This window comes from Isoptericola croceus (assembly GCF_029382255.1).
GTDB lineage: Bacteria > Actinomycetota > Actinomycetes > Actinomycetales > Cellulomonadaceae > Isoptericola > Isoptericola croceus.
Map to the genome: position 1 here is coordinate 23,545 of NZ_JARLLG010000010.1, position 24,910 is coordinate 48,454.

The 24,910-nt window shown below is 70.4% G+C and carries 22 protein-coding genes; 19 read left to right on the forward strand and 3 right to left on the reverse strand.

The genetic code is table 11. The annotated features are described in order from the left end of the window. The first annotated feature begins 332 nt into the window (after positions 1–332). The 8 genes from nrdH to PZC42_RS17580 all read left to right on the forward strand — a co-directional run bounded on the left by nrdH (position 333) and on the right by PZC42_RS17580 (position 7,177). Positions 333–575 carry a glutaredoxin-like protein NrdH gene (gene nrdH / locus PZC42_RS17545; protein ID WP_277212897.1) on the forward strand — a complete coding sequence of 81 codons (243 nt, stop codon included), beginning with the start codon at positions 333–335 and terminating at the stop codon, positions 573–575. 67 nt (positions 576–642) lie between these two features. Further along, positions 643–1,074 (forward strand): class Ib ribonucleoside-diphosphate reductase assembly flavoprotein NrdI, encoded by a 432-nt coding sequence (nrdI, locus tag PZC42_RS17550; protein ID WP_277212898.1) that lies wholly within the window; start codon positions 643–645, stop codon positions 1,072–1,074. Between the two features lie 32 nt (positions 1,075–1,106). Next, positions 1,107–3,239, forward strand: coding sequence for a class 1b ribonucleoside-diphosphate reductase subunit alpha (gene nrdE / locus PZC42_RS17555; RefSeq protein ID WP_277213019.1), 2,133 nt, complete (start codon positions 1,107–1,109; stop codon positions 3,237–3,239). 32 nt (positions 3,240–3,271) lie between these two features. Beyond that, positions 3,272–4,252, forward strand: a complete 981-nt coding sequence (nrdF, locus tag PZC42_RS17560) for a class 1b ribonucleoside-diphosphate reductase subunit beta (RefSeq protein WP_277212899.1) — start codon at positions 3,272–3,274, stop codon at positions 4,250–4,252. Between the two features lie 181 nt (positions 4,253–4,433). After that, complete coding sequence (locus PZC42_RS17565) at positions 4,434–4,982, forward strand: HAD domain-containing protein (protein WP_277212900.1); 549 nt, start codon at positions 4,434–4,436, stop codon at positions 4,980–4,982. An 82-nt stretch (positions 4,983–5,064) separates the two neighbouring features. Further along, a complete protein-coding gene (locus PZC42_RS17570) occupies positions 5,065–5,565 on the forward strand; it encodes an HIT family protein (protein ID WP_277212901.1) in 501 nt (166 codons plus the stop codon). Positions 5,566–5,902: 337 nt separating this feature from the next. Continuing rightward, positions 5,903–6,445: a TetR/AcrR family transcriptional regulator gene (locus PZC42_RS17575; RefSeq protein ID WP_277212902.1), complete on the forward strand. Its 543-nt coding sequence runs from the start codon at positions 5,903–5,905 to the stop codon at positions 6,443–6,445. Positions 6,446–6,550: 105 nt separating this feature from the next. Continuing rightward, positions 6,551–7,177 carry a GNAT family N-acetyltransferase gene (locus tag PZC42_RS17580; RefSeq protein ID WP_277212903.1) on the forward strand — a complete coding sequence of 209 codons (627 nt, stop codon included), beginning with the start codon at positions 6,551–6,553 and terminating at the stop codon, positions 7,175–7,177. A gap of 120 nt (positions 7,178–7,297) precedes the next feature. Here the strand turns inward: PZC42_RS17580 and PZC42_RS17585 are convergent, their stop codons facing one another. After that, positions 7,298–8,266, reverse strand: a complete 969-nt coding sequence (locus PZC42_RS17585) for an FKBP-type peptidyl-prolyl cis-trans isomerase (protein ID WP_277212904.1) — start codon at positions 8,264–8,266, stop codon at positions 7,298–7,300. A gap of 106 nt (positions 8,267–8,372) precedes the next feature. Between PZC42_RS17585 and PZC42_RS17590 the strand changes: the two genes are divergently transcribed. The 3 genes from PZC42_RS17590 (at position 8,373) to PZC42_RS17600 (ending at position 10,301) form a co-directional block, all read left to right on the forward strand. Further along, positions 8,373–8,672, forward strand: coding sequence for an Rv1322 family protein (locus tag PZC42_RS17590; RefSeq protein ID WP_277212905.1), 300 nt, complete (start codon positions 8,373–8,375; stop codon positions 8,670–8,672). 97 nt (positions 8,673–8,769) lie between these two features. Further along, the gene (locus PZC42_RS17595; protein ID WP_277213021.1) at positions 8,770–9,510 is read left to right on the forward strand and encodes an alpha/beta hydrolase; all 741 of its coding nucleotides are present in this window, start codon (positions 8,770–8,772) and stop codon (positions 9,508–9,510) included. Positions 9,511–9,515: 5 nt separating this feature from the next. After that, on the forward strand, positions 9,516–10,301 hold the full coding sequence (locus PZC42_RS17600; protein ID WP_277212906.1) for an alpha/beta fold hydrolase: 786 nt from the start codon (positions 9,516–9,518) through the stop codon (positions 10,299–10,301). Positions 10,302–10,307: 6 nt separating this feature from the next. Here PZC42_RS17600 and PZC42_RS17605 read toward each other — a convergent pair whose 3' ends face one another. Beyond that, a complete protein-coding gene (locus PZC42_RS17605; protein WP_277212907.1) occupies positions 10,308–11,726 on the reverse strand; it encodes a coiled-coil domain-containing protein in 1,419 nt (472 codons plus the stop codon). A gap of 271 nt (positions 11,727–11,997) precedes the next feature. Between PZC42_RS17605 and PZC42_RS17610 the strand changes: the two genes are divergently transcribed. From PZC42_RS17610 to PZC42_RS17620, 3 genes are read left to right on the forward strand one after another with little or no spacing between them, the layout of a single operon-like run. Further along, the gene (locus PZC42_RS17610; RefSeq protein WP_277212908.1) at positions 11,998–13,512 is read left to right on the forward strand and encodes a hypothetical protein; all 1,515 of its coding nucleotides are present in this window, start codon (positions 11,998–12,000) and stop codon (positions 13,510–13,512) included. Continuing rightward, a complete protein-coding gene (locus PZC42_RS17615; RefSeq protein ID WP_277212909.1) occupies positions 13,509–14,585 on the forward strand; it encodes a DUF8094 domain-containing protein in 1,077 nt (358 codons plus the stop codon). The genes PZC42_RS17610 and PZC42_RS17615 overlap by 4 nt, the downstream gene beginning before the upstream one ends. A 48-nt stretch (positions 14,586–14,633) precedes the next feature. Continuing rightward, positions 14,634–15,581 (forward strand): tetratricopeptide repeat protein, encoded by a 948-nt coding sequence (locus PZC42_RS17620; protein ID WP_277212910.1) that lies wholly within the window; start codon positions 14,634–14,636, stop codon positions 15,579–15,581. 22 nt (positions 15,582–15,603) lie between these two features. Here the strand turns inward: PZC42_RS17620 and glgB are convergent, their stop codons facing one another. Continuing rightward, complete coding sequence (glgB, locus tag PZC42_RS17625; protein ID WP_277212911.1) at positions 15,604–17,820, reverse strand: 1,4-alpha-glucan branching protein GlgB; 2,217 nt, start codon at positions 17,818–17,820, stop codon at positions 15,604–15,606. Positions 17,821–17,933: 113 nt separating this feature from the next. Here glgB and PZC42_RS17630 point away from each other — a divergent pair, with 113 nt between their 5' ends. The 5 genes from PZC42_RS17630 to PZC42_RS17650 all read left to right on the forward strand — a co-directional run bounded on the left by PZC42_RS17630 (position 17,934) and on the right by PZC42_RS17650 (position 24,908). Then, a complete protein-coding gene (locus PZC42_RS17630; protein WP_277212912.1) occupies positions 17,934–18,956 on the forward strand; it encodes a LacI family DNA-binding transcriptional regulator in 1,023 nt (340 codons plus the stop codon). 128 nt (positions 18,957–19,084) lie between these two features. Beyond that, entirely contained in the window at positions 19,085–20,398 is a 1,314-nt protein-coding gene (locus PZC42_RS17635; protein ID WP_277212913.1) for an ABC transporter substrate-binding protein, read from the forward strand. A 66-nt stretch (positions 20,399–20,464) separates the two neighbouring features. Further along, positions 20,465–21,412: a carbohydrate ABC transporter permease gene (locus PZC42_RS17640; protein WP_277212914.1), complete on the forward strand. Its 948-nt coding sequence runs from the start codon at positions 20,465–20,467 to the stop codon at positions 21,410–21,412. Next, positions 21,409–22,362 (forward strand): carbohydrate ABC transporter permease, encoded by a 954-nt coding sequence (locus PZC42_RS17645; RefSeq protein ID WP_438802969.1) that lies wholly within the window; start codon positions 21,409–21,411, stop codon positions 22,360–22,362. The genes PZC42_RS17640 and PZC42_RS17645 overlap by 4 nt, the downstream gene beginning before the upstream one ends. After that, complete coding sequence (locus PZC42_RS17650; protein ID WP_277212915.1) at positions 22,359–24,908, forward strand: glycoside hydrolase family 2 protein; 2,550 nt, start codon at positions 22,359–22,361, stop codon at positions 24,906–24,908. Before PZC42_RS17645 ends, PZC42_RS17650 begins: the two co-directional genes overlap by 4 nt. Positions 24,909–24,910 lie beyond the last annotated feature (2 nt).

Below are 24,910 nucleotides of genomic sequence, written 5' to 3' on the forward strand. Positions count from 1 at the left end.
TGTCGGTGGCGCGTGCGACGATGCTGGAAGGCACCTCCAGAAGCGTCTGGACGGCCATTCCGGGCGAATCACACCCGTGTAACAACAACCGTGTCGACCACAACATGTCGTGGGCGAGCGGTCCGCGAACACTAGGTGTAGTGTTTGTGGGACGCGGAAGCCACCAGGCTCCCGCCCAGTAACATCGGCGTAGTTCCACCGGTGTCGTCACTGGTCACGGCCCCTCGAGAGGGGCCTCAGGGCCGGCAGCGACCGTCGTGGACCGCACGCCGGGACACGGCATCACGAGACATCGGGCGACCGCCGATCGGCGGCGAGACAGGGAGTGCGACATGAGCGTCACGGTCTACAGCAAGCCGGCCTGCGTGCAGTGCGACGCGACCTACCGCGCCTTCGACCGCAAGGGCGTCGAGTACACCGTCGTGGACATCACCGAGGACGCCGAGGCGCTCGAGATGGTCCGCGGGCTCGGGTACCTGCAGGCCCCCGTCGTCGTCGCCGGCGACACCCACTGGTCGGGCTTCCGCCCCGACCGGATCAGCGCCGTCGCGGCGCAGCAGGCCGTCTCGGCCTGACACCCCGGCCTGCCGCGATCACCCGCGGTCGGGCCGGCACGCAGCACGTCCTTCGGGGGAGGGTGACATGGGGTCGCTCGTCTACTTCTCCAGCGTCTCGGAGAACACGCACCGGTTCGTCCAGCGCCTCGGCCTCGAGGAGCTGGGGACGCCGGTCCACCGCATCCCGGTGCGCCCCGCCGACGGCTTCCTGACGGTCGACGAACCGTACGTCCTCATGGTCCCCACCTACGGCGGGGGCAACGAGGGCGGGTCGGTACCGCGTCAGGTGCGCCGGTTCCTCGGCGACGCGCACAACCGGTCGTTGATCCGCGGCGTCATCGCCGCGGGCAACACCAACTTCGGCGCTGCCTACTGCATCGCCGGCGACATCATCTCGGCGAAGTGCCAGGTGCCGTACCTGTACGCCTTCGAGCTGCTCGGGACGGCAGAGGACGCCCAGCGCGTCCGTGACGGATTGGGACGATTTTGGCAACGACAGTCACTGATCTCGGCGTGAGCAGCACGCCGGAGGCCACCGCACCGGAGCCCGTGGGCGTCCCGCTGCAGCAGGCGGAGCTCGACTACCACGCGCTCAACGCGATGCTGAACCTGTACGGACCGGACGGCGAGATCCAGTTCGACAAGGACCGCGAGGCGGCGTCCGCGTACTTCCGGCAGCACGTGCTGCCGAACACCATCGAGTTCGACACCCTCGATGCCAAGCTCGACTACCTGGTCGAGAACAAGTACTACGACCCGGAGGTGCTCGCGAAATACTCCCGGGCGTTCGTCAAGAAGCTGTTCCAGCGCGCCTATGCCGCGGACTTCCGCTTCGAGTCGTTCCTCGGTGCGTTCAAGTACTACACCTCGTACACGCTCAAGACGTTCGACGGGAAGAAGTACCTCGAGCGTTTCGAGGACCGCGTCTCGATGGTCGCCCTCGGTCTGGCGGACGGGGACCAGCAGACGGCCCGTGACATCGTCGACGAGGTCATCGCCGGCCGCTTCCAGCCGGCCACCCCCACGTTCCTCAACGTCGGCAAGGCGCAGCGCGGCGAGCCCGTGTCCTGCTTCCTCCTGCGCATCGAGGACAACATGGAGTCGATCGCGCGCGGCATCAACTCCGCGTTGCAGCTCTCCAAGCGCGGCGGCGGCGTCGCGCTGCTGCTGAGCAACGTCCGTGAGCACGGCGCGCCGATCAAGCACATCGAGAACCAGTCGTCCGGCGTCATCCCCGTGATGAAGCTGCTCGAGGACTCGTTCTCCTACGCCAACCAGCTCGGTGCGCGCCAGGGCGCCGGTGCGGTGTACCTGCACGCGCACCACCCCGACATCCTGCGGTTCCTCGACACCAAGCGCGAGAACGCCGACGAGAAGATCCGCATCAAGACGCTCTCGCTCGGTGTCGTGATCCCGGACATCACGTTCGAGCTGGCCAAGCGCAACGAGGACATGCACCTCTTCAGCCCGTACGACGTCGAGCGCGTCTACGGCAAGCCGTTCGCGGACATCTCGATCACCGAGAAGTACGACGAGCTCGTCGCGGACGAGCGCATCTCGTCGACCACGATCAGGGCCCGCGACTTCTTCCAGACGATCGCGGAGCTGCAGTTCGAGTCCGGCTACCCGTACGTCATGTTCGAGGACACGGTGAACCGCGCGAACCCGATCAAGGGCCGCATCACCCACTCGAACCTCTGCTCGGAGATCCTGCAGGTCTCGACGGCCTCCACGTTCCACGAGGACCTCTCGTACGACGAGGTCGGCCGGGACATCTCCTGCAACCTGGGGTCGCTGAACATCGCCAAGGCGATGGACTCGCCGAACTTCGGGCAGACCATCGACACGGCGATCCGTGCGCTCACGGCCGTCTCGGACCAGACCAGCATCGAGTCGGTGCCGTCGGTCAAGAAGGCCAACGAGATGGGCCACGCGATCGGCCTGGGGCAGATGAACCTGCACGGCTACCTCGCGCGCGAGCGGATCCACTACGGCTCCACCGAGGGCATCGACTTCACCAACATCTACTTCTACACGGTCGCCTACCACGCGATCGCGGCGTCGAACCGCCTCGCGGCCGAGCGCGGCCGGGCCTTCGGCGGGTTCGAGGACTCGAAGTACGCCACCGGCGAGTACTTCGACAAGTACACCGACGCCGAGTGGAAGCCCGCTACCGAGCGGGTCGCCACCCTGTTCGCCGAGGCCGGCGTGCACATCCCGACCCAGGCCGACTGGCGCGAGCTCAAGGCGTCCGTCATGGAGCACGGCATCTACAACCAGAACCTCCAGGCGGTGCCGCCGACCGGTTCGATCAGCTACATCAACAACTCGACGTCGTCCATCCACCCGGTGGCGGCCAAGATCGAGATCCGCAAGGAAGGCAAGCTCGGGCGCGCGTACTACCCGGCGCCGTACATGACGAACGACAACCTGGAGTACTACCAGGACGCGTACGAGATCGGCTACGAGAAGATCATCGACACGTACGCCGCGGCGACCCAGCACGTCGACCAGGGCTTGTCCCTGACGCTCTTCTTCCCGGACACGGTCACCACCCGCGACGTCAACAAGGCGCAGATCTACGCCTGGCGCAAGGGCATCAAGACGCTGTACTACATCCGCCTGCGGCAGCTGGCGCTCGAGGGCACTGAGGTCGAGAACTGCGTCAGCTGCATGCTTTGAGCAACTATCTGGAATTCGGGGAAGAGAACACCATGGCGCCCACGGGCAAGCTCAAGCTCATCGACCGTGTCACCGCGATCAACTGGAACCGCGTCCAGGACGAGAAGGACCTCGAGGTCTGGGACCGCCTGGTCGGCAACTTCTGGCTGCCGGAGAAGGTCCCGGTCTCCAACGACATCCAGTCGTGGAACACCCTGACCGAGGCCGAGAAGCTCATGACCACCCGCGTGTTCACCGGCCTGACGCTGCTGGACACCATCCAGGGCACGGTCGGTGCCGTCTCCCTCATCCCGGACGCGATCACACCGCACGAGGAGGCCGTGTACACCAACATCGCCTTCATGGAGTCGGTGCACGCCAAGAGCTACTCTTCGATCTTCTCGACGCTCATCTCCACCAAGGAGATCGACACGGCGTTCGCCTGGTCCGAGGAGAACCCTGCCCTGCAGCGCAAGGCGGAGATCGTCCTCGACTACTACCGTGGCGACGACCCGCTCAAGCGCAAGGTCGCCTCGACGATGCTCGAGTCGTTCCTGTTCTACTCAGGCTTCTACGCGCCGATGTACTGGTCCAGCCGGGCCAAGCTGACCAACACGGCCGACCTGATCCGCCTGATCATCCGTGACGAGGCCGTGCACGGGTACTACATCGGCTACAAGTACCAGAAGGGCCTGGCACAGCTGACGTCGGCCGAGCAGGAGGAGATGAAGGGCTACACCTTCGAGCTCCTCTTCGAGCTGTACGAGAACGAGGTGGAGTACACCGACGCGCTCTACGGGGAGCTGGGCCTCACCGAGGACGTCAAGAAGTTCCTGCGCTACAACGCGAACAAGGCCCTGATGAACCTCGGGTACGAGGGCCTGTTCCCCAAGGACGAGACGGACGTCAACCCCGCCATCCTCGCGGCGCTGAGCCCGAACGCGGACGAGAACCACGACTTCTTCTCGGGGTCGGGCTCCTCCTACGTCATCGGCAAGGCGGTCGAGACCGAGGACGACGACTGGGACTTCTGACGTCGTGTCGGACTCCCATCGCCCTCGTGGCTGATCAGGGGCCCGGAGCCGCAGCTTGCTGCGGCTCCGGGCCTTTTTGCGTGCCGGCTCTCCATGGACACGTGTGTGGTGCTCGCCCGGCGGTTGTTGACGGGACTCGCGTGTGGCAGGTGGCAGGTCGGGATTGCTAGCGTTCGCCGCCGTGAGCCGTGCCGCGCAACGCCCGCTGCTGTTCCTCGACGTCGACGGCACGGTGTTACCTACGGGCGGCGTGTCGCTCCCGGAGACTCTCGAGGGCTGGTACGCCACCTGGCAACACCCGAGCAATCCACAGCTCGCCGCGATCGACCGCTCACACGGTCCCCGGCTCCTGGCGCTCGACTGCGACGTCGTCTGGGCGACGGCGTGGATGCACGACGCGAACACGGTGATCTCACCGATTCTCGAACTGCCAGCCCTACCCGTGGCGGAGATGGGAGCACTCCCTGGGCTCGAGGATCCGGTCTGGGCTGACGACGACGCGGCTGCCGAGCTGAGCTGGAAGACGAGGCACCTGTGCCGGATCGCGGCCGGGCGCCCGTTCGTGTGGATTGACGATGAGCTGACGGGGGCGGACCGTGCGTGGGTGAGCGAGAACCACGCCGGTCGCGCGCTTCTTCATCGCGTCGACTCGTCGACTGGTGTTCAGGGTGGTGACCTCGACGTCGTCGAGGCTTGGCTGCGCCGGCTGAACGAGGACGAACTGTCGTGACGCACTACTGGATCGTTCGATCGGCGCTCCACATAGTCGGCGCTGCTTACCGCGCGCCCTGGCGGACTGGAAGACTTCGCTGATGGACGTGACTCATGAGCCGGTCGGATTCAGCTGTCCGTTCTGCCTCGAGCAGCGGGGCTACTCCGACGAGTGGAGCCAGCCCAGTGACATCGTCGCGGTCACCGACCGTGCCTACGCGCGTGTCGCGCCAAAGTGGTGGCCCGGCAACCCGGGCAGCGCCCTCGTGATCGCTCGTGCGCACGTTGAGAACCTGTACGCGCTTTCACCCGAGGACAACCACGCCGTGTGGGATCTCGTCCAGCAGCTGGCGATCGCTGTCCGTTCGACCTACACGTGCGAGGGAACGTCGATACGCCAACACAACGAACCGGCCGGCGACCAGGACCTTTGGCACCTGCACGTTCACGTCTTCCCCCGCCACCATGGTGACGACCTGTACCTTCGCCACCGCGACGCACGCTGGGTAGAGGCGAGCGAACGCGCAGAGTACGCAACGCGGCTCCGGCGGGCGCTCGGGATGCCCACGACCTTCGAGAACCTCGAGGCGGGGCGTATGTGAGTCGGGGGCCCTCGTCAGGTGTGGTGGCTGAAGCCCGCCTTGACGGGCGGTGTCACAGCGGTCGCAAGGGCGCTCCGAGCGCTGGACCGGGACCTTGACGTCACGTTCCGTGCCTAGCTCCGCGAGGGCAAGCGACCCGGCTCATCGTGCCGAGCGACCTACTTTTCGCGGTTGGTCCGACACGCCCGGGATTGAGAAGAGTGCGGCGGCCTGTCTGCGAAAACTGCGCCGCACGTCGACAACACGGCAGGTCCGAGACAGTCACCATCGACGACCTTGGGCGCGGCGGCCGGAGGTCGGAGTTGGTTGCAAACTTCACCGTACGTACGGTATACATATGACCATGAGGCCAAGCTCCCGGACCGAGATCCTCGACGCGGCGTTGCGCGTCGTCGACGCCGTAGGTGGCGCGGACATCACCTACGAGTCTGTCGCCCGTGAGGCCGGCCTGACCAAGGCCGGGCTGATGTACCACTTCCCCTCGAAGGACGCCCTGATGATCGGCGTCATCAAGCACGTCATCGCCCGCTGGCAGACCGAGCTGTGCGACGCGCTCGGCGTCCCCCTCGAGGAATCGACCCTGGCTCAGCGCGTGCGCGCCTTCGTGAACTTCGCGGGGGAGGGCGGGGTGACCCCGGGCGAGTTCGTCGTCTTCACCGAGGCGGTCAGGCGCCCCCAGCTGTCGGCCCCGTGGCTGGCCTATCTGCGCACCTGGTTCGGCTTCGGCGAGGATGCCGACACCGCCCCGCTCCTGGTGGCGTGGCTGGCTGCGAACGGCTTGTGGATCGCGGAGGCGACGAACATCCTGACCGTGACCCCGGAACAGCGCGCGGAGCTTCTCGGCCGAATGGCAGGCCTGGTCGAGGAGATGCCCGCATGAAGAAGTGGCTCACCCTGGCCGGCGGATCGCCCCGGTCGCCGTCTTCTCAACCGCGTGCTCGCTCGGCTCCCAGACCCACTGATGACTACCCCGAGAGGAACGACCGTGTTCACCATCACTCCGGCAGCGCCGGCCGACATCCCGGCCGCGGCAACCGTCCTGGCAGAAGCGTTCGAACACGACACCGTCATGGCGTCATTGACGTCCGGGAGCGGTCGGCCACGAGCACGGCTCACCGAACTGTTCGGCGCACTGATGCGTTCCGGCTCCCTGCACGCCGGCCGGATCGACCTGGCCCGCCGTGACGAGGACGGTGCTGTCCTCGGCGCGGCGATCTGGGAACTGCCGAACCGCAGGACCTCACTCCTGCAGCAGCTGGCCGAGCTGCCGACGTTTGCGTGCGCGCTCGGATGGCGGGGGCTGCGCGCGGCCACGCGACTCCAGTCCCGACTGGCTGCGTACCGACCGGTGGAACCGCACTGGTACCTCGCCCAGATCGGTGTGGGGGCCGAGGCCCGCGGAGCCGGAGTCGGGTCCGCGCTCATCCGGAGCCGTCTCCAGGTGATCGACTCCGCCGGCCTCCCGGCCTACCTCGAGTCGTCGAACGAGAGGAACCGGGCTCTCTACTCACGGATGGGGTTTGCGGCTATCGCCACGGTCACCGGGATCCCGGACGCGTCGCCGACCGCGATGTGGCGAGCCCCCGCCGTGGCAGCCCCGGTCCCTGTGTAGACCGCCGCGCTACCTCGCGTGCCTCGGCGAGTGTTCACGCGGTCGACACGACGAACGGCGGGCCCCCGCTCTGTGCGAGGGCCCGCCGTTCGTCGGTTCAGGGCCGCGGCCCGGAGTGGCTCAGTCGGCGTCGAGGATGTCGACGACGAAGACCAGGTCCTCGCCGGCGAGCTCGCTGCTGCCGTCGGCCTCGGCCCCGTAGGCCTGCTCGGCCGGGATGACGAGCAGCACCTGGCTGCCCACCGTCTGGCCGGAGATCCCGTCCGTCCAGCCCTGGATGACCTGCTGCAGGGAGAACGACGACGGCTCGCCACGCTCCCAGGACGAGTCGAAGACCTCGCCGTCGAGCGTCCAGCCCGTGTAGTGCGCGGTGACCGTCTGGTCGGCGCTCACCTCGTCGCCGGAGCCCTCGATCAGGGTCTGGGCGACGAGCTCGTCCGGGGCCTCGAAGCCGTCAGGGATCTCGACCGACGGTGCGCCGTCCTCGCCGAGCGTGACGGTCGGCAGACCGTCCGCAGGTTCGACGGCGTCACCCTCGGCGCGCGAGGGGATCTGCACGGCCTCGGTGACCTCGACGAGGTTGACGACCGTCGACGGTTCGTTCTGCGCGTCGTACGTCGGGTTGGCGATGAGGAGGCGCGTGCCGACCGGCTGGCCCAGCAGCGGCGCGGTGAGGAGGTCGTAGCTGGCGTCGCCGAGCACGAAGCTCTCCGGGGAGTCGGCCTCCCAGGTGGAGCCGAGGCGCTCACCCGCGGCGTCGTACGCGACGTACTGCATGGTCACCTTCATGCCCTCGGCGAGCTCGTCGCCGTCACCGGTGTCGACGACCCGGGTGGTCGGCACGGAGACCTCGAGTGCCTCGAAGGTGAGCTCGGGCTCGGAGCCCGGGTCGCCGTCGACCTTGATCCCCTCGACCGCGGCGATGTCCGCCTCGGTGGGTTCGGCCTGCTCGGGGGCCGCGGCCGACTCCGACGCCTCGGCGGACGGTGTGTTCTCCTCGGGCGCGCTGCTGTCGCCGCCACAGCCTGTCAGCGCGAGAGAGGCGGCCAGCATGACGCCGGTGACGCCTGCGGAGGTACGGAGCTTCACGAGGTGCCCTTCGATCGACAGTGGATCCGGGACACTCTAACGGCCCAACCTGGACCGTCGTACCCAGGTGTGTGTGGCACGGACGGTTCGCGTGACAATGGATGGCATGCCGTCACGCCGACCCTCCCGGAAGCGACCCTGGGGCGCAGAGCACCAGCCCCTGGACATGGACCGTGCTCTCGGCGGCGTACGGCACGTGAGCGCCGGCGACGGCGAGTGGACGGTCCGTCGGGTGCGCGGCAACGACAAGGCCTACACGTGCCCGACCTGCCACCAGCAGATCCCGGCGGGCACACCCCACGTCGTCGCGTGGGTGCGCGATGCCCTCGGGGGTGAGGCCGCCGGCCTCGAGGCACGCCGGCACTGGCACTCGGCTTGCTGGGAACGCCGCGAACGATTGCGCTGACCTGGCGGAGCACCGTTCCTGCGCGAGCGGGGGTGGGGGCGCGAACTAAGGTGGGAGGGTGAACGACGACGCCACCACCGGCCACCAGATCCGCTCGATGACCGTGCTGCCCGCCCGCCGGGAGGACGTCGAGCTGCACACCGCGGACGGGCTCACGCTCGTCGGTGAGATCGCCCTGCCGGCCGGGAGGGAACCGGTGGCGAGCCTGCTGACGTTCCATCCGCTGCCCACCCACGGGGGATTCATGGACTCCCACGTGTACCGCAAGGCGGCGTGGCGGCTGCCGGAGCTCGCCGACCTGGCCGTGCTGCGTTTCAACACGCGCGGCACGTCGTCCGGGCGCGGCACCTCGCAGGGCGAGTTCGACGGGGGCGACGCGGAACGGTACGACGTCGCCGCCGCGCTGGAGCTCGCCGAGTTCCGAGGGCTGCCGCACCCGTGGCTCGTCGGGTGGTCGTTCGGTACCGAGCTCGTCCTCAAGCACGGTGCGGACCCCAGCATCGAGGGTGCGATCCTGCTCTCCCCGCCGCTGCACCGTGCCACCGACGCCGACCTCGACCGTTGGGCAGACTTCGGCAAGCCCCTCGTCGTCCTGGTCCCCGAGCACGACGACTACCTGCAGCCGGCCGAGGCGCGCGAGCGGTTCGCCCGCGTGCCGCAGGCCGAGGTGATCGGGGTCGACGGCGCCAAGCACCTGTGGGTGGGGGAGCCGGCGGTCCGCCGTGTGCTCGACGAGATCGTCCAGCACGTGCGCCCCGGCCACCGCCCCCTGCCCACGCACTACGACGGCGAGGTGCAGCACGCCTCGGACGTCGCCCCGGTCACGACGAGAGGATGAGGACCATGACGACCCCGACCCTGGCCACCTACCTGCTGCGCGACGGCGCCGGCGTGCCCCTGGTGCTGCTGCACGGATTCCCGCTCGACCATCGCATGTGGGCCGCCATGGTCGCCGAGCTGCCGCAAGGGCCACGTGTCATCGCCGTCGACCTGCCGGGGCACGGGCACAGCGACCTGGGGCAGCTTCCCGCGAGCCTGGACGCGACGGCCGACGTCGTGCACACGACGCTCCGCGAGCAGGGCGAGGGCAACGCCGTCGTGGTGGGCCTGTCCATGGGCGGCTACGTGGCGCTCGCGATGGCGGAGCGTCACCCCGGGTTCGTGCGCGGGCTGGGGCTGGTCGACACCAAGTCGACCGCCGACACCGACGACGCCCGAGCGGCACGGCTGAAGGTCGCCGCGGCCGTCATGTCCTCCCAGACCCTCGACGCCGTGATGGGCATGCCGGCCAAGCTCCTCGGTCCCACCTCCGAGCTGGAGCGCCGTTCGCTCTATCCCACGGTGTACGCCTGGATCCACTCGCAGTCGGTGACCGGCGTGGCCTGGGCGCAGCGGGCGATGGCTGCGCGTCCTGACCGGACGGACGTGCTGCGCTCGTTCTCAGGTCCGGTCGCCGTCGTCGTCGGCCAGGAGGATCAGCTCACGCCGCTCGACGACGCGCAGCACATGGCTGACGCCGCGACGGACGCGACGCTCACCGTGGTGCCGGACGCGGCCCATCTCAGTGCGGTCGAGGAGCCGGTGATCGTGGCCAAGGCGGTGGCGGACCTGCACCGTCGGGCAACATGACGGTGCTCAGGCCCGGGTCGCTGCCGCCTCGTCCGTGGGTGAGGCGTTCTCCTCGGCGGACTGCGGCGAGGCGGCGCGTGCTCGCTGGCCGGGCGTCTGGTCGAGGGGGCTCTCGGCGCTCGACGCCGAGCGGACGGTCTCGGCCGGCGCCGGGGTCTCGGCGGTGGCCGGAGCGCTCACGGTCTCGACGGGTATCGCCTCGGCCGCCTTCTCGCTCCCCAGCAGGCTGCGCAGCTCCTCGAGGTAGGAATTGATCGAGTCGTGCCGGCGCGTCAGGTCCTCGAGCTGGCGCTCTGCCGTGGTGCGGCTCTGCTCGGCCTCCGCTTGGGCGTCGGAGACGGTCTGGTCGGCGAAGGTGCGCGCCTCGGCCACGATGGCGTCGGCCGTGCGCCGGGCATCGGCGACGAGATCCTTGATGTAGGTGTCCGACTCGGTCCGGACCTGGTCCGCCTGCTGCAGGGCGACGGCGACCCGCTTCTCGGCCTCGGCCGCGTGCTCCTCCGCCGCGGCGACGAGGCGTTCGGTCTCGGCCCGTGCGACCTCGTGGCGCTCCGCCGCTTCCCGCTCGACCCGCTCACGGATCTGGGCGGCCTCGAGCTCGGCGTCCGCGAGCTCCGTCCGTGCCCGCTCGCGGAGGTCCTCGAGCTCGGTGGTGACGGCGTTGGCTGCCTCGGCGGCCTGGTGCTTGGCCTCCGCGACGATGCGCGCGGCCTCGGCGCGGGTGCGCTCGATGAGGTCGGTGGACACGCGCTCGGCCTCCTCGCGCAGGGCGGCGGACTCGGCGGCCGCCTCCGCGCGGAGCTGGGCTACCTCGCGGTCGGCCGTCACCCGCGACTCGGTGACCTCGCGCTCGGCCGTGGAGCGCAGCGTGCCGATCTCGCGCTCGAGCGAGGCGCGTCGTTCGCTCTCCTCGGTGGTGAGGGTGCTCATGATGAGCGCCGACTCGCGTTCGGCGGAGCCGACGAGCTCCTCGGCACGGCGCTGGGCGCTCTGCAGCGTCCCCTCGGCCTCCGACGCGGTGGTCGAGCGGATCTCCTCGGCCTCGCGGCGAGCGCTCGACAGCAGCTCGGACGCCTCGGTCTCCGCCCGCTGACGGACCTGGCCGGCCGACAGCTTGGCCCGCGCCATGACGTCGGACGCCTGCTGGTTGGCCTGCGTGAGGACCTCGGCGGCCTGCTCGTCCGCCGAGCGGAGCAGTCGCTCGGCCCGGGCGCCGAGCCCGGCGTAGGACGGCTTGTCGTTCTCTCGTAGCTGGCGGTGGGCCTCGGCGAGCTCGGAAGAGAGCTGCATGGCGCGGGCGTCGGTGGCCTCGACGTTGCGTCGGGCCTCCTCGACGGCCTGCTCGAGGCGGGAAATCTGGTTCTCGACCGCAGCGCGGTCGTAACCACGCATGGTGATCGGGAAGAGCGTGCGCTCGTCGGACACGTGAAGACCTCCGTCTGTCGTGGGTGTCCAGGCTTCGGCCAGGATAGTGGTCACAAGGAGCCTCCGACACCCGAACGGGCCGTCCGATCTGCCCGAAAGGGAAAGATCGGCCCCGTCCGGTGGTCGTGGGACCCGCAGCCGTGGGAGGCTCGGGGTCGCTGGTACCGGACTCGTGAAGGGTTCGTGAACCGATCGGCTCACGCGCCCTCGTGGTTCTGGACGGTCGCCACGCCTCCCTATCCTGAGGGAGTCCACGTCGAAGGGAAGCTTGGTGCTGCAACGCATTCTCGGTGCCGTCCTGGCCGTCGCCGGTCTGGCCGCCATCGCGTTCGGGGTCGCGACCGCGACCGTCCTGCGCGAGTCGGACACGGTGGTCGCGACGGCCCGTCCGGTCGGCGACGGCACGCTCGTCGTCACCGACCCAGGCGTCCTCGACCTGGTCGATGCCGACGTCACCGTCACGGCGTCGGTCCCGGCGGGCCAGGAGGTCACCGTGGTCGTCGGCCGTGACGTCGACGTGCTCGGGTGGCTCGACGGCGACCCCTACACCCGGGTCACCGGGCTCGCGGACTGGGACACCCTCGCCACCTCCGAGGTGACCGCCGAGAACCCCGACGAGGATGTCGACGAGGAGGCCGCCGAGGACGCTGAGGCGTCCGAGGAGGCGGAGGAGGTGGAGCTCCCGGACCCGGCGGGTTCCGACATGTGGATCACCGAGCTGACCGCCGCCGACGAGGTCAGCCTGCGATGGAACGACCGGCCCGGCCCCTGGATGCTGCTCGCCGCCGGTACGGGCGCGGCTCCTGCGGAGGCCACCGAGGACGAGGACGCGGAGGCCACCGAGGGTGAGGGCGCGGCCGACGAGGAGGCCATCGAGGACGAGGCCTCCGACGCCGATGCGGTGGCGCCCACCCTCGAGCTCACCTGGGACCGGGAGGTCAGCGCACCCCTCCTGTGGCCGGCCGTCGGCCTCGGTGGCCTGCTCCTGGTGGCGGGCGTCGTGCTCCTCTTCACCGGGGGGCGAAAGCGGAAGACGACCCGCGGTCGCCGTTCGGCCGCCGGTGCCGCTGTGCCTGCCGGCGCGGCGCCGGCGGCGTCGCCTGCGGCGGCGGGCGACAGCCCGAGCGACCCCGACTCGCCATCGTCACCCGACTCGTCCTTCGGGCCGACGGGTGCCCCGACCTGGTCCGAGTCGACGGCGGGTCCCATCTGGCCCGCGGCGGTCGACGGTCCGGAACCGGTGCGTACCGCCGCCTCCCCGGTGGTCCCGGCGCCCGGTACGGACGACGCCGATCCCCACGGGGCCAGGGACGCCGCTGACGAGGAGGACTCGGGCACAGATCCGGTCCCGGTGGCCGGTCGCTTCTCCCGTCGTTCGCGGCTGCGGCCCACCCGCTCCGCCCCCGAGGTGCCGCTGCACGACCTCGAGGAGCCGCAGAGCGGTGCGCCCGCACCGGAACCGTGGCCCACCGAACCGCCGGCGACGACCACGGGCTCGCTGCCGATCCTTCCCGACGGGCGCCCGCTGACGCGTCGCGAGCTGCGACGCCTGGAGGAGGAACGCCGGGCCGGCGAGCGGTCCGGCATGAGCAGGGCGCTGCGCGCACTCACCGGTCAGACGCCGGTGGTGCCACCGGCCGATGCATCGCCACCGGCCGGCGACGACGTCCCTCCGGCTGCGTCCGGACGTCGCGCCGCCGCATGGCGCGAGACGTGGGGCTTCGACGCCGGTGCCGGCGGCCAGGACGCATCGCAGCACGACTCGACCGACGGGGGGACCCGATGACTGCCAGGAACACGCGCGTCGTGCGGCGCGCGAGCGCCGCCGTCGGGGTCGCGGCCACCGTCGCGCTCCTGGCGGGCTGCGCCGAGGAGCTGCCCACCCCGGTCGCGGACGAGCCCTTCACGGGGCCCGTGCTCACCGTCGAGCAGGAGACCGCCGTCGTGCAGGACGTGGCGACGGTCCTCGACGAAGCACGGGAGCAGGAAGACCCGAAGCTCCTGCGCGACCGGGTCGGCGGCTCGGCGTTCGAGGTGCGCAAGAGCCAGCTCCAGGTGGCGAAGGTGCGCGGCGACGACTCGCTCGTCACGCAGATCCCCACGGACCTCTCGGCGATGATCGTGCCCACCACCGAGACGTGGCCCCGGGTCAGCTACACCATCACGCAGCCGACCGAGAACCTCGAGGTACCGCGCCTGGTGGCCTACCAGCAGCAGTCCGCACGGGAGAACTACAAGCTGTGGTCGTGGGTGCAGCTCATCCCGGGCACGACGATGCCGAACTTCGCCGACCCCGAGGCGATCGGGTCCGAGGAGGTCGCCCCGGACGACGACTCGCTCGCGGTGACCCCCACGGAGGCGGTCGCCCAGTACGCCGACCTCGTGGCCAAGGGCACCGAGGAGTCGGAGTACGCCGACGCCTTCGAGCTGCCCGAGGAGAGCCAGGACCTCGTCATGCGGATCCAGGCCGACGCGCGGAACGTGCGGGAGGCCGACACGTTCGACGCGGCGGACGGTCGGTACCGCCTGACGTTCGTCGCGCGGGACAAGCCCATCGCGGTGCGGACCTCCGACGGCGGTGCGGTCGTCATGGGCGTGCTGGACGGGAACGTGCGGCTCGACGTCGAGGAGGGCGGGACGATCCCGCCGCTCACCGAGACCCAGTCCGCGCTCCTGGACGGCGAGGACGAGACGAACGAGCTGTACGTCGAGTACACGGACCAGGTGGCGCTGTACGTCCCGCCGGCAGGCTCGGAGGAGCCCGTCCGCCCGCTCGGGTACTCCCATGTCGCGGTCGCCGCGGCCAACGAGATCCCGAAGGAGCGGAACACGGACCGCGAGGAACCTGACGGAGAGTAGCCCTCCGCCGGGTCCGTCCCACCCCTTCGCACTTCGTAGGATGAGCGCATGAGCAACCCCGTGCCCGACCCGAGCTTCAGCCCGCGCGGCGCCGTCGACCTGTCGGCGCTGAACCGCCCTCAGTCACCGCCCCCGGGTGAGCCCGGCGGCGCCCCGACCGCCGGTGGTTATGTCGTCGACCTGACGGACACGAACTTCCAGCAGGTCGTGCAGGACTCGACCAAGCATCTCGTCGTCGTCCTGCTGTGGAAGCCCACGGACCAGGCGAACGCCGACCTGGCCACGGCGCTGGGTGCCCTCGCCGACGAGTACGCCGGCCGGTTCCTGCTCGGACGCCTCGACATCGACGCCTACCCCCAGATCGCCGCGGCCTTCCAGCCGGAGGGCGTGCCGACCGTCGTCGCCGTCCTCCAGGGCCAGCCCGTGCCGCTCTTCGCCGGCGCAGCGTCGGACGAGCAGGTTCGCGGAGTGCTCGACCAGCTCCTGGCCGCCGCCGAGCAGAACGGCGTGACCGGCCGCGCCCCGGCGCAGGGGGGTGCCGTTCCGGCTGACGACCAGCCCGTCGAGGAGCCGGAGGAGCCGCTGCCGCCGCTGCACCAGGAGGCCTACGACGCGATCGAGAGCGATGACCTGGACGCCGCTGCCGCTGCGTACGACAAGGCGCTCAAGCAGGACCCCAAGGATGCCCAGGCGGTGGCCGGCCTTGCTCAGGTGGCCCTCATGCAGCGCACGCGCGGCGCCGACCTGCAGCAGGTCCGGCAGGCCGCGGCGGACGCCCCGGCCGACGTGGACGCACAGCTCGCCGTGGCCGACATGGACATGCTCGGCGGCAAGGTCGACGACGCGTTCGCGCGGCTGCTCGACCTGCTCCCGGCCGCCGACGAGGACGCGAAGGAGAAGCTGCGGACCCGGCTCGTCGACTACTTCGAGGTCGTCGGCGCGTCCGACCCGCGGGTCGGCAAGGCGCGCCGGCACCTGGCGATGTACCTGTACTGACGCCAGGGCCGGCCTCGCCCCGTCAGCGCCGCACCAGGACGAGGCCTCCCATCGGCGGGACCCGCAGGGCGACGGAGTGCTGCCGGCCGTGCCACGGCACGTCCTCGGCCGTGAGCTCGCCGGTGTTCACCACGCCGGAACCGCCGTACTCCAGCGCGTCCGAGCCGAACGCCTCGACCCAGGTGCCGCCGTCGGGCAGCCCGATCCGGTAGCCCTCGTGCGGCACCCCGGCGAAGTTGACCACCACGACGACGGCGGTGCCGTCCGCAGCGCGCCGAGCGTAGGCGAGCACGTTGCGGGCGGCGTCGTCGGCCTCGATCCACTCGAATCCGGACCCGTCGAAGTCTCGCTCCCAGAGGGCGGGCGTGGCGCGGTACAGGGCGTTGAGGTCCCGGACCGCGCGCTGCACGCCGGTGTGGCCGGGGTCGTCGAGGTGCCACCAGTCGAGGCCCCGACCCTCGTTCCACTCGGCCTCCTGGGCGAACTCCGAGCCCATGAAGAGCAGCTGCTTGCCCGGGTGCGTCCACTGGTAGGTGAGGAACGCGCGCACCCCGGCGAGCTGCTGCCAGCGGTCTCCCGGCATCTTGTGCAGCAGGGATCCCTTGCCGTGCACGACCTCGTCGTGGCTGATCGGCAGCACGTACTGCTCGGAGAACGCGTAGACGAGCGAGAACGTCAGCTCGCCGTGATGGTGGCTGCGGTACATGGGGTCCTTGGCGACGTACCGCAGCGAGTCGTTCATCCAGCCCATGTTCCACTTGAGGCCGAACCCGAGCCCGCCGGAGTCGGTGGGGCGGGTGACGCCGGGGAACGCCGTGGACTCCTCGGCGATCATCATCACACCGGGGCTGCGCCGGTAGGCGGTGGCGTTCGCCTCCTGCAGGAACGAGATCGCCTCGAGGTTCTCCCGCCCTCCGTGGACGTTGGATGCCCACCCGCCCTCCTCGCGCGAGTAGTCGAGGTAGAGCATCGACGCGACGGCGTCCACGCGCAGCCCGTCCGCGTGGAACTCCTCGAACCAGTAGGTGGCGTTCGCCACGAGGAAGTTGCGCACCTCGCGCCGGCCGAAGTCGAAGACCAGGGTGCCCCAGTCAGGCTGCTCGCCGCGGCGCGGGTCGGCGTGCTCGTACAGGGACGTCCCGTCGAACCGGGCGAGCGCGAACTCGTCGCGGGGGAAGTGCGCCGGCACCCAGTCGAGGATGACGCCGATGCCCGCCTGGTGGAGCCGGTCGACGAGGTAGCGGAAGTCGTCGGGGGAGCCGAGCCGTGCCGTGGGCGCGTAGTACCCGGTCACCTGGTAGCCCCAGGAACCGCCGAACGGGTGCTCGGCGACCGGCATCAGCTCGACGTGCGTGAAGCCCTGCTCGGTGACGTAGTCCGTCAGCTCCTCGGCGAGCTCGCGGTAGCCCAGGCCAGGACGCCACGAGGCGAGGTGCACCTCGTAGACGCTGATCGGCCCGCCGTGCGGCTCGGACGACGCCCTGCGGGACATCCACTCCTCGTCGGCCCACACGTGCTCGGAGTGCGTGACGACGGAGGCGGTCGCCGGGGGTGTCTCGCTCGCCTTCGCCACGGGGTCGGCCTTGGCCCGCCAGACGCCGTCCGGGCCGCACACCTCGTACTTGTAGCGGGTGCCGACACCGACGTCGGGCACGAAGATCTCCCACACGCCGCTGGAACCCAGCGAACGCATCGGGTGCACCGGTGTCCAGCGGTTGTGGTCGCCCACGAGCCGGACCCCGCGGGCGTTCGGTGCCCAGACGGCGAAGGAGGTTCCGGTGATGTCCCCGCCTGACCCGGGGTAGACCTGGCGGTTCGCGCCGAGCACCTGCCAGAGCGTCTCGTGACGCCCCTCGCCGATCAGGTGCAGGTCCATCTCGCCGAGGGACGGCAGGAACCGGTACGGGTCGTCGGTGGTGGTGGACTCGTCGCCGTACCGGGAGCGGACGCGGTAGTCGGGGGCGTGCCGGGTCCCGTCGTCGTCCGCGCCGACGGGGACGACGACGGACCAGACGCCGGCGGCCTCGTGCCGGGCGGTGTGCTCGGTGGGCGGGCCGTCGGGCCGGGTGACGACGATGACGACCTCGTCCGCCAGCGGTCGCAGCGCCCGGACGACGGCGAAGGCCCCGTCCTGCGGGGCCAGCAGGTGCGGGCCGAGCAGCGCGTGCGGATCGTGGGTGGTGCCCTGCGCGACGGCGGTGAGGAGCTCGGGATCGACGATGGGCGGGTCGGGTGTCATGCGTCCACCCTTCCACCGCCGCCACGACTTGTCAGGACGTGCGCGCCACATGCCGCCTGCGGGTTCCGGGAGTCCGCCGACGACGTACGATCCTCGGCGAGGAGAGGTGAGGAATGGCCCGCATCACGATCGCCGACATCGCCGACCGCGCCGGGGTCTCGACGGGAGCCGTCTCGTACGCGCTGAACGACCGGCCGGGCGTGTCGGCGCAGACGCGCGAGCGCATCCTCGAGATCGCCGCCGAGATGGGTTGGCAGCCGAGCCAGGCTGCCCGCTCGTTGTCCGGCGCGAGGGCGGAGACCATCGGGCTGATCCTGGCCCGCGCTCCCGAGACGCTCGGTTTCGAGTCCTTCTACATGCAGTTCGTCGCGGGCATCGAGCAGGTGCTGTCCGAGCGGTCCTACGGGCTCCTGCTGCAGGTCGTCCCGGACATCACGGCGGAGATCGCGGCGCACCGTCGGTGGCGGGCGGCGCGTCGGGTCGACGGTGTCGTCGTGGTCGATCCTCGCCAGGACGACCCGCGCCTGGAGCTGCTCACCGACGCTGCCGCGCTGCCCGCCGTCGTGGTGGGGGACCCGGCGCTGGCCGGTGGCGCCACGGCGGTCTGGACCGACGACGGAGCAGCCGTGCGGGAGTGCGTGCGCTACCTCGCGGGTCTCGGGCACCGCCGGATCGGCCGGGTCACGGGGACCGAGGCGTTCGGGCACACGCACATCCGTGACGTCGCGTTCTTCGACGAGGCGCGGCGTCACGGTCTCGCGGCCGAGGTACAGCGTGCGGACTTCACCCCGGAGGCCGGCGCGACGGCGACGCGGGCGCTGCTCACCGCGGACCGGCCGGTGAGCGCGATCGTCTTCGACAACGACGTCATGGCGCTCGCCGGTCTCGGTGTCGCCCACGAGCTCGGGGTGCGGGTGCCGCAGGACGTCTCGCTGGTGGCCTGGGACGACTCGCCGCTCTGCGAGGCCGCGTTCCCGCAGCTCACGGCGCTGAGCCACGATGTGACGAGCTACGGGGCGCACGTCGCCCGGCGGCTGTTCGACCGGATCGAGGGGGCGCCCCCCGGCAGCTTCCTCGACGCGACGCCGGTGCTGCAGGTGCGTGGTTCGACCGGACCGGCTCCCGCAGAGGCCTGAGCAGCGGGCGACCCCGGTCGGCTCGGGTCGCGGGTCGGAGCAGGTCGAGGAGTGGTTGACCCTCTGCTACTTAACCGCTTAATGTGTCTGCTGTCACCCCGTCAACGACGACAGGAATCGAGCACGACATGGCAACGAGGCACCTGATCCCCGGCGTGGCGGCCGCCGCAGCCGCCGCGCTCCTGCTGTCAGCCTGCGGCGGCAGCGCGGAACCCGGCGACGCTCCCGACGACGCCACGCCCTCGGGCGAGATCACCGTCATCACCCAGCGGACCGACATCGTCGACACCGTCTTCGCCGGCTACAAGGAGCAGTTCGAGGCGGAGTACCCCGACGTGTCGGTCAGGTTCGAGGCGCTCACCGACTACGAGGGCGAGATCGCCGTCCGCATGAACACCACGGACTACGGCGACGTCCTGCTCATCCCGGCCAGCGTCACCAAGGACCAGTACGAGAACTTCTTCGAGCCGCTGGGCAGCGTGGACGAGATGGGCCAGACGTACCGCCTCGTGGAGGAGGCCGCGTACGAGGGCCAGGTCTACGGCGTCTCGATCACGGTCAACACCCAGGGCCTCGTCTACAACAAGAAGGTCTGGGAGGCCGCGGGCATCACCGACCTGCCCGCGACGCCCGACGAGTTCCTGGAGGACCTGCAGGCCATCGCGGACAACACCGACGCCGTCCCCTACTACACGAACTACTCCGACGGATGGCCTCTGAGCCAGTGGGACGGCAACCGAGGCGTGATGGGCGACCCGGACTACCAGAACACCCACATCGCCCACAGCGACGACCCCTGGGCGCCCGACCAGTGGCACGGGATCTCGGACGGCCTGCTGTACGACGTCGTGGCGAACGGGCTGAGCGAGGACGACCCGACGACCACCAACTGGGAGGAGTCCAAGACGCTCCTGGGCTCGGGCCAGGTCGGCACCATGCTGCTCGGCTCGTGGGCCATCACCCAGATGCAGCAGGCGGCCGAGGACGCCGGCGGCTCCGCGGACGACATCGGCTACATGCCGTTCCCGCACCAGGTCGACGGCGCCTTCCACGCCCAGGTCGCCGGGGACTACAAGAACGCCATCAACGTCAACTCCGAGCACAAGGCCGCCGCGCGCGCCTGGATCGAGTGGTTCGCCGAGGAGTCCGGCTACGCCTACGACGAGGGCGGCATCTCCCCGCTCCTCGACGGTCCGACGCCGGAGACCCTGGGCGACTTCGACGCGACCGGCGTCGAGTACGTCGAGATGAACCCCGCTCCCGCGGGCCAGGAGGCCTACGAGACGGACGTCGTCAACACCGCCGAGATCGACCTGTACGGGAACATCTACCGGCAGAAGCTCGTCGACATCGCCCGCGGTGCCGCGGACGGCGACAAGGAGTCGTACTTCGCCGACCTGAACCAGCGCTGGGCCGACGCCCGCGCCACCGTCGGCGACTGACCGAGCTCACCGGGGCGGCGGCCGCAGCGCCGCCGCCCCGGAGATCCCACCGAGAGGAGGACCGCCATGTCGACGGTCTCGTCCCCGGTCCGTGGAACGGTATCCCGCGCCACGGCCACCCCAGCCCCGGCGCCACCACGGCGCGGGCCGGGTCGCGGCCTGAGAGTCACCCCGTGGCTCTTCCTGGTCGCACCCCTCGGTCTGCTGGTGCTGTTCACGTACGTCCCCGTGGCCAACATGGTCTGGTACAGCTTCACGAGCTGGGACGGGATGGCACCCGTCAAGGAACCGGTCGGCCTCGACAACTACGTGCGGATCTTCACCGACCCGGACATGTTCACCGTGTTCCTCGTGAGCCTCTACTACCTGGCGGGCGCGTTCCTACAGCTTGCGCTCGCCCTGTACTTCGCGACGATCCTGAGCTTCAACACCCGGTTCCGGAACCTCTTCAAGGGGATCATCTTCTTCCCCTACCTGATCAACGGGGTGGCGATCGGGCTGGTCTTCCTCTTCTTCCTGCGCCCTGGCGGGACCCTGGATGCGGTGCTCGGGCTCGTCGGCGTGACCGCGCCGCCGCAGTGGCTGGGGAACCCGGACCTGGTCAACGTCTCGCTCGCCGGCACGAGCGTGTGGCGCTACATGGGACTCAACTTCGTGCTGTTCCTCGGGGCGATCCAGTCGATCCCGAACGAGCTGTACGAGGCTGCCGACCTCGACGGTGCGACGAGCTGGCAGAAGTTCCGCTACATCATCGCCCCCGGCATCAAGCAGGTCATCGGTCTGACGACGATCCTCGCGATCTCCGGGTCGCTGGCCGTGTTCGAGATCCCCTGGATCATGACGGGCGGGGCGAACGGGTCGACGACGTTCGTCATCCAGACCGTCCAGCAGGCCTTCGAGTTCAAGAAGTTCGGCCTCGCCTCCGCCATGGCGGTCGTGCTGCTGCTGATCGTCCTGCTCGTCACATGGATCCAGCGCCGGATCATCCCCGACGAGAAGGTGGACCTGACGTGACGGTGACCCAGAGACCGGACGCACAGCACCCCGGCACGTCGCCGGAGGCGCCCGCCCGCCCGGCACCCGGCCCGGTCGAGGGCGTCGTCCTGCGGGTGCGCCACGTGCTGCGCGGTCTGCGCCCCCTGCTCGGACCGGTCGCCACGACCGTGAAGTACGCGAGCATCCTCATCGCCTGCGCGGTGGCGATCATCCCGCTGGTGACGGTCTTCATGGCCTCGTTCAAGACGAAGGAGGAGTTCGCCACCACCGACCCGCTGACCCCGCCGGAGAACTGGCTCAACCTGGACAACTTCGTCGCCGCGTTCACCGAGGGCGGCATGCTCCGCGGGTTCCTCAACACCACGGTCATCCTGGTCGTCGCGCTGGTCGGCACCATCCTCATCGGCACGATGACCGCGTACGCCGTCGACCGCTTCGACTTCCGGGGGCGGCGCCTCGTCATGGGCGCGTTCCTGCTCGCGACGCTGGTGCCCGCGGTGACCACCCAGGTCGCCACGTTCCAGGTGGTCAACGGCCTCGGCCTGTTCAACACCCGGTGGGCGGCGATCGTGCTGTTCATGGGGACCGACATCATCTCGATCTACATCTTCCTGCAGTTCATGCGGGGCATCTCGCGCTCGCTCGACGAGGCCGCGATGCTCGACGGCGCCAACCGCCTGACCATCTACGCCCGCATCATCTTCCCGCTGCTGCGCCCTGCCGTCGCGACCGTCGTCATCGTCAAGGGCATCGCGATCTACAACGAGTACTACATCCCGTTCCTGTACATGCCCTCGCGCGACCTCGGCGTCGTCTCGACCTCGCTGTTCCGGTTCATGGGACCGTTCGGGGCGCAGTGGGAGATCATCTCGGCCGGCGCGGTGCTGGTCATCGTCCCGACCCTCGTCGCGTTCCTGCTGCTGCAGCGGCAGATCTACAGCGGACTGACCTCCGGAGCCACCAAGTGACCCATCCCTCTGCCCGCCGTGCCGTCCAGCTCGACGCCGGCTGGACCGCCCGCAGCACGAGCCCCGCCGTCCCGGGCCACCTCGCCGACACGCTCGCCGGACCCGGCGTACCCGCCGGCGTGCCCGGCAGCATCCACACCGACCTGCTCGACGCCGGCCTGATCCCCGACCCCTACCTCGACGACCACGAGCGCCTCCTGCAGTGGATCGGTCGCTGCGACTGGCAGTTCTCCACCACGTTCCCGCACCGCACCGTCGGCCAGGACGAACGCCACGAGCTGGCGTTCGACGGCCTGGACACCGTGGCGACGCTCCTGCTGAACGGTGTCGAGGTGGGGCGCACGGCCAACCAGCACCGCTCCTACCGGTTCGACGTGACGGACCTGCTGCGCGACGGCGACAACGAGCTCGAGGTGAGCTTCGCCGCTCCCGTGCCCTACGCGGACGCCCAGAGCCTGACGCTCGGGCAGCGGCCGCAGGTCAACCACCACCCGTTCAACGCGATGCGCAAGATGGCGTGCAACTTCGGGTGGGACTGGGGGATCGACGCCGCCACGGTGGGGATCTGGCGCCCCGTCCGCCTCGAGTCGTGGCAGACGGCCCGGCTCGGCCCGGTGCGGGTGCTCGCCACGGCGGCGCACGGCACCGACGGCGGGACCGGTGCTCGTGGACAGCTCGAGGTGCGTGCGGACGTCGCCTCCGCGCCCGGGTTCCCGGCCGCGGCGACGGACGTGTCGGTCCGCCTCACCGGACAGGGCGTCGACCTGGAGGGCGCCGCGGCCGTCCCCGCCGACAGCACCTGCGCCGTCGTCCGCATCGACGTGCCCGACGTGGCGTTGTGGTGGCCCCGCGGCCACGGCGACCAGCCGCTGTACGACGTCGAGGTGACCCTCGCCGCCGAGGGTGCCGTCCTGGACACCTGGAGCACGCGCACCGGCTTCCGCTCGGTCCGGCTGGACCAGACGCCGGACGACGACGGCACCTCCTTCACGCTCGTGGTCAACGACCGGCCCGTCTGGGTCAAGGGTGCCAACTGGATCCCGGACGACGCGTTCGTCCACCGCGTCGACCGGGCCCGCTACGCCCGGCGGCTGGACCAGGCCGAGCACGCCGGCATCAACCTGCTACGGGTCTGGGGCGGCGGGATCTACGAGTCGGACGACTTCTACGAGCTGTGCGACGAGCGCGGCCTGATGACCTGGCAGGACTTCGCCTTCGCCTGTGCCGCCTACAGCGAGGACGAGCCGCTGCGCAGCGAGGTCGAGGCGGAGGCCCGCGAGAACGTCGCCCGGCTGACGCCGCACCCCTCGCTCGTGCTGTGGAACGGGTCGAACGAGAACGTCTGGGGCGCGCGGGAGTGGGGCTGGGAACCGCTGCTCGCCGGCCGGTCGTGGGGGCTGGGGTACTACACGGAGCTGTTGCCGGCCGTGGTGGCCGAGGTCGACGGCACCCGCCCGTACACGCCATCGTCCCCGTGGTCGGACGACCCGGACGTCCATCCCAACGACACCGACCACGGGTCGATGCACTCCTGGGAGGTGTGGAACCGGTTGGACTGGGCCCACTACCGCGACGACGTGCCGCGGTTCATGGCGGAGTTCGGCTGGCAGGGACCGCCCACCTGGGCCACGCTCACCCGCTCGATCAGCGACGACCCGCTCACCCCCGAGTCGCCCGGCATGCAGGTCCACCAGAAGGCCATGGAGGGCAACAAGAAGCTCGGCCTGGGCCTCGTGCGGCACCTGCCCGTCCCGGACGACATGGACGACTGGCACTGGGCGATGTCCTGGAACCAGGCCACCGCCGTGCAGGTCGCCGTGGAGCACCTGCGCTCCTGGTCGCCGCGCTGCATGGGCTCCGTGGTGTGGCAGCTCAACGACTGCTGGCCCGTGACCTCCTGGGCGGCGGTCGACGGGGACGAACGACCCAAGCCGCTGCTGTACGCGCTGCGCCACGCGCACGCCGACCGGCTGGTCACCGTGCAGCCGCGCCCCGCCCACGGTCCCGGCCACGGGCACCGCGGCGGTCTCGCGGCCGTGCTCGTCAACGACACCGACGACCCGTGGTCGGGGGAGGTCGCCGTCGAGCGCCTCGCCGACGACGGCACCGAGCTCGCCAAGACCCGCGAGCAGGTCACGGTGGCCCCGCGGGGGACTCTCACGCTGCCGCTGCCCGACGACGTCGCCACGGCGGGCGAGGCAGCCGGCGATCTGGTGCGCGTCCGCCTCGACGGGGCTCGCGGGCTGTGGTTCTTCGCCGAGCCCCGCGACTCCGCGCTGGCGGCACCCGAGCTGCGGACCGACGTCGTGCCGGTCGAGGGCGGGTACCGCGTGCGTGTCCAGGCGCTGAACCTGGTGCGCGACCTCACGCTGCTGGCCGACAAGGTCCACCCGGACGCCCGGGTGGACGACCAGCTGGTCACGCTGCTGCCGGGCGAGGACGTCGAGCTCACCGTCCGGGTGCCCGACGGCGTCGAGCTCGACGCCGAGGCGCTGACCGCCCCGCACGCGCTGCGGTCGCTCAACCAGCTGGTGGGTGCCCGGTGAGC

Coding starts and splice junctions, on each gene's coding strand:
- PZC42_RS17575 (WP_277212902.1), top strand. CDS start 5,903: ATGACCATGAGGCCAAGCTCCCGGACCGAGATCCTCGACGCGGCGTTG.
- PZC42_RS17635 (WP_277212913.1), top strand. CDS start 19,085: ATGGCAACGAGGCACCTGATCCCCGGCGTGGCGGCCGCCGCAGCCGCC.
- PZC42_RS17620 (WP_277212910.1), top strand. CDS start 14,634: ATGAGCAACCCCGTGCCCGACCCGAGCTTCAGCCCGCGCGGCGCCGTC.
- PZC42_RS17600 (WP_277212906.1), top strand. CDS start 9,516: ATGACGACCCCGACCCTGGCCACCTACCTGCTGCGCGACGGCGCCGGC.
- PZC42_RS17570 (WP_277212901.1), top strand. CDS start 5,065: ATGGACGTGACTCATGAGCCGGTCGGATTCAGCTGTCCGTTCTGCCTC.
- PZC42_RS17615 (WP_277212909.1), top strand. CDS start 13,509: ATGACTGCCAGGAACACGCGCGTCGTGCGGCGCGCGAGCGCCGCCGTC.
- nrdF (WP_277212899.1), top strand. CDS start 3,272: ATGGCGCCCACGGGCAAGCTCAAGCTCATCGACCGTGTCACCGCGATC.
- PZC42_RS17590 (WP_277212905.1), top strand. CDS start 8,373: ATGCCGTCACGCCGACCCTCCCGGAAGCGACCCTGGGGCGCAGAGCAC.
- PZC42_RS17640 (WP_277212914.1), top strand. CDS start 20,465: ATGTCGACGGTCTCGTCCCCGGTCCGTGGAACGGTATCCCGCGCCACG.
- PZC42_RS17595 (WP_277213021.1), top strand. CDS start 8,770: ATGACCGTGCTGCCCGCCCGCCGGGAGGACGTCGAGCTGCACACCGCG.
- nrdH (WP_277212897.1), top strand. CDS start 333: ATGAGCGTCACGGTCTACAGCAAGCCGGCCTGCGTGCAGTGCGACGCG.
- PZC42_RS17630 (WP_277212912.1), top strand. CDS start 17,934: ATGGCCCGCATCACGATCGCCGACATCGCCGACCGCGCCGGGGTCTCG.
- glgB (WP_277212911.1), bottom strand. CDS start 17,820: ATGACACCCGACCCGCCCATCGTCGATCCCGAGCTCCTCACCGCCGTC.
- nrdI (WP_277212898.1), top strand. CDS start 643: ATGGGGTCGCTCGTCTACTTCTCCAGCGTCTCGGAGAACACGCACCGG.